General features: G+C 48.1%; 5 protein-coding genes. 2 read left to right on the forward strand and 3 right to left on the reverse strand.

The genetic code is table 11. From position 1 onward, the window contains the following. Positions 1-163: 163 nt before the first annotated feature. Positions 164-1283, reverse strand: a protein-coding gene (locus DPV68_RS14715) for an IS3 family transposase (protein WP_114167508.1) whose coding sequence is annotated in 2 segments (ribosomal slippage) — positions 164-1016 and positions 1015-1283 — 1122 coding nt in all. Because the reading frame shifts where the segments join, the coding sequence is not laid out codon by codon here. 100 nt (positions 1284-1383) lie between these two features. Here DPV68_RS14715 and DPV68_RS15165 point away from each other — a divergent pair. Both DPV68_RS15165 and DPV68_RS15130 read left to right on the forward strand, forming a co-directional pair. Further along, positions 1384-1518 carry a hypothetical protein gene (locus DPV68_RS15165; protein WP_255418329.1) on the forward strand — a complete coding sequence of 45 codons (135 nt, stop codon included), beginning with the start codon at positions 1384-1386 and terminating at the stop codon, positions 1516-1518. Further along, entirely contained in the window at positions 1515-1718 is a 204-nt protein-coding gene (locus DPV68_RS15130) for a hypothetical protein (RefSeq protein WP_232819670.1), read from the forward strand. Before DPV68_RS15165 ends, DPV68_RS15130 begins: the two co-directional genes overlap by 4 nt. Before the next feature lie 77 nt (positions 1719-1795). On the opposite strand, the gene DPV68_RS14725 is transcribed toward DPV68_RS15130, so the two are convergent. Beyond that, entirely contained in the window at positions 1796-2737 is a 942-nt protein-coding gene (locus DPV68_RS14725; RefSeq protein ID WP_114167509.1) for a DNA/RNA non-specific endonuclease, read from the reverse strand. 56 nt (positions 2738-2793) lie between these two features. Then, the coding region (locus DPV68_RS14730; protein ID WP_157964220.1) for a hypothetical protein at positions 2794-3051 on the reverse strand (258 nt) is incomplete at its 5' end.

Here is a 3051-nt window from a genome sequence, read left to right on the forward strand (position 1 = left end):
ACACTAATTTTATAATAATAAGGTGAAAACAGTCATTCTTCTTGTCCTTGTCCCATCTTGCAGACCCAGCCTTTCCTATGCCAGGTTCTGTCAAGGGCGTATTTTCCCTTGACAGGTCCTGGGGTGGGAAAGATAATTGCTCCGAGATGGCAAGGACAGTAACCTACTGAAAATAGATGGATGCCGGTGTCCTATAACCCAATGACTGGTGGGGACGTTCCCAGTTATAGAATTCCATGTAGTCACGGATGTTCTGTCTCGCTTCTCTTGGTGTCCCGTAGTCCTTCAGATAGACCTCTTCGTACTTGAGGCTCCGCCAGAAACGTTCGATCATGATGTTATCCAGTGCCCGACCCTTGCTGTCCATGCTGATTTGGACGGCAGGCTGTTCCTTCAGGAGGTGGATATATTTGGAACTGGTGAAGTGGCTACCCTGGTCACTGTTGAAGATGTCCGGCTGCCCGATCGTGAAAGCCCGCCGGACGGCATCCAGGACAAAACCTATTTCCAGTGTCTGGTCCAGTTCCCAGCTGATGATATACCGGGAGTGCCAATCGATGATGGCTGCCAAATACATCCAGCTATCCTGCAGGCGGATATACGTGATATCAATGCCCCAAGCCTGGTTGGGACGGGTAATGTTCACCCCTTTCAGTAGGTATGGATAAATGCGATGCTGCAGGTTGCGTTTACTCAGATTGGGGCCTGGATAGAGAGCCTGTATGCCCATCTCGCGCATGTGACGCTGGACTCTCTTGCGGTTGATATTCACCTCTTCATTTTTCAATACTTCGGCAATCCTGCGTGACCCGTAGAACTGATATTTGGTGTAGATCTCATCAATCCTATGCTTGATGGCAACCTCTTCAGGCGAAGGGGCAACCGGCCTGTAATAAAGGCTGGAACGATTGAGCCCAAGCAGATCGGCCTGTTGGGAAACAGGAAGTTTACTGTTTCCCCATTCCATCATCTCTACCCGTTCCTGTCTAATCGTGGTAGATGCCAGATTTTTTTTTGATCCACGACAGCTGCGTGGTTAACTTTCCGACTTCTGCATAGAGATTTTCCAGTTTCTCTTCATAGTCGGCTCTCATCTTCTCTTGGTCCTTGTTCTGTTTCTTGAACACTTGTGGCATCTCTGACAGGAAATGTGTTTTCCACTTATGCAGCTGGTTCACATGGATGCCATGTTCGGAAGCAATCTGGCTCATTGTTTTTTCTTCCTTCAAGATTTCCAACACAACTTGAGTTTTGAATTCGGGTGTATATCTTTTTCGTTTCATATACCTACCTTAACATCTCCTTTTTCGTGTCTGAAATCTTGGGTCCATTATAAAGAGACAGGGTTATGTGGTGCGCGTGGCATCGATCAAGAATTTATCCATGACGTGGATGCAACCATCGTGTTGGACCGTCGGGGCACACGCGACATTGTCACCGGATGTCGAGGCATGTTCGATTTTTGTGAAGCGTCTTATGGAGAACTGTTCGAAAGAGCGGGGCGATTGGTCGGAATGAACGACTGGAAGGCGACGCGCAACGGGGGATCAAGTGATGCAAAAGTATTTGCGGAATTCGGTATTCCGTCTGTGAATCTATCCATCGGTTACCGTGACGAGCATACAGACTTCGAGGAAGTTGACTATTGTGCAACATTTGAGACGGTGGTACTTGTCGAAACAGTCCTTAGTCATCGTCTGATTCAACAAAATAGCTGAAAAAATAGGAAGGCAGCACTTGAAAAAAATGCTGCCTTCCTATTTGCAATTTTCCTTGTATTAAAATGATTCTATTTTTATTCCCCTACCATTCCGTCATTATCGTTATCACGCATATAGGGGTAGAGCCAATGGTCGCTCATGATCGGCATCGTGAAACCGGCGTCTTTCGCTTCCTGGATCGTCACCTGACCGTTGCCATTCGTATCTACGCTCGAGACATCGCCTGTGGCCTCAGGTGCAGCTGCGGGTTCCGGTTCACCTTCTGTTAGGCCGAGTGCTGCATTCACTTCATCCGGGTTAACGTTGTCGAAGGAATCGGTGACGACATTTCCTTTGACCGTATAGGTGTATTGGTAGTGTGACGGAATATAAGTTTTCGTATCCGGATAGGTAATGATCGCCTCGAAGTCGGTCGCGCCGCCGGCCATACGGATGACGTCCTCCATATAGGCCTGGTCCCCGTAGCGGTTGAGCGTGCTATCTTGTGGTGTGATGTTGTAGGCGTTCGAGACGCCCCCGAGCGAGTCAGCGATGACGTGGCCTTCATCGAGATCACTGTTTTCGACGCCTGAGACCTTCGCCTCGTCATGATAGTAACGGCCATCCGAGGTCACATCCTCCGAATCATCATCCTGCAAGATGATCTGATCGGCGATGACACGAATCAATTGACCATGTTCGTTCGTGAACGCCCAATACTCGCGATCTCCATATCCGATATCGACGACGACGTTCGCCTCACGGTACCCGGACAAGTCCCCACCATCAACATTGATCAGTTTATAGCCGGAGAATTGATTGTTATCCGAATTTGTGACCGTTTCTTCGGCTGTTGCAGGTTCTTCTGCGGTCGTCTCCGTATTTGCGTCGTCTGTGCTCGTTTCGGTCGTCTCGACGACTTCTTCTGTTTGAGTAGCAGGCTCCTCTGCTTTCTCATTTGTAGAAGGGGTGTTTTCACTGGTACAACCGGCCATCAGCAGGATGGCCAAAGGCAAGGCTAAGTAGGTAAATTTCATTTTGTTCTCCTTATAGCATGTATATATGTAGATGAGTCAATACGATCTATGTTCAATTATATCCTCCGCATGTTTACGATGCGCCAATCCTTCACGTTTTGTTCGTCCATATGTTGAGTGACGCGTTCAATCATTCCAAATCGTTCGCGCTGACAAAAGTTGTAGGCTTCTTCCGGTAATGGCAGTTCTACCTCAATTGTGACTTTCACTTTTTTTCTTCGTTTGTTGAATCGACTGAGCAAATGATGTTCCAGCTTCGTGATGAACGCGTCGTCGCCAACACCCTCTTCTGACTTCAGTACGCCGGTTATCTC

The sequence above is a fragment of the Exiguobacterium sp. TNDT2 genome, from assembly GCF_003331145.1.
In the GTDB taxonomy this organism is placed as follows: Bacteria; Bacillota; Bacilli; order Exiguobacteriales; family Exiguobacteriaceae; genus Exiguobacterium.